Here is a 229-nt window from a genome sequence, read left to right as displayed (position 1 = left end):
GTTGGTTCCATTATCGTTGCGGCAGGTCTAGAATTAATTCTTGCCCCTAACGAGTTAGTAGATGGTGGGGGTACTGCAATCGCAATCATGTCGAATGCAGTCTGGAATTTCCCGATATGGGCTGTTTTTCTAGTTCTAAACATTCCTACATTAATATTTGCAGCAAAATATATGGGGAAGAAATTAGTGGTTAGAACCCTATACGCAAATATAGTAACGAGTATCGCAT

1 protein-coding gene is annotated in these 229 nt (G+C 40.2%); it reads left to right on the top strand.

All coding sequences use genetic code 11. The annotated features are described in order from the left end of the window. Positions 1–229, top strand: a 229-nt coding sequence (locus AOA60_RS00085; protein WP_143522295.1) for a YitT family protein, incomplete at both ends; no start/stop codon positions are given.

Source organism: Pseudomonas sp. 2822-17, assembly GCF_002742485.1.
GTDB classification, from domain to species: Bacteria; Pseudomonadota; Gammaproteobacteria; order Pseudomonadales; family Pseudomonadaceae; genus Aquipseudomonas; species Aquipseudomonas cyclaminis.
Note: the sequence above shows the minus strand (reverse complement) of the source record. Positions and strands in the feature narration are given on the sequence as shown.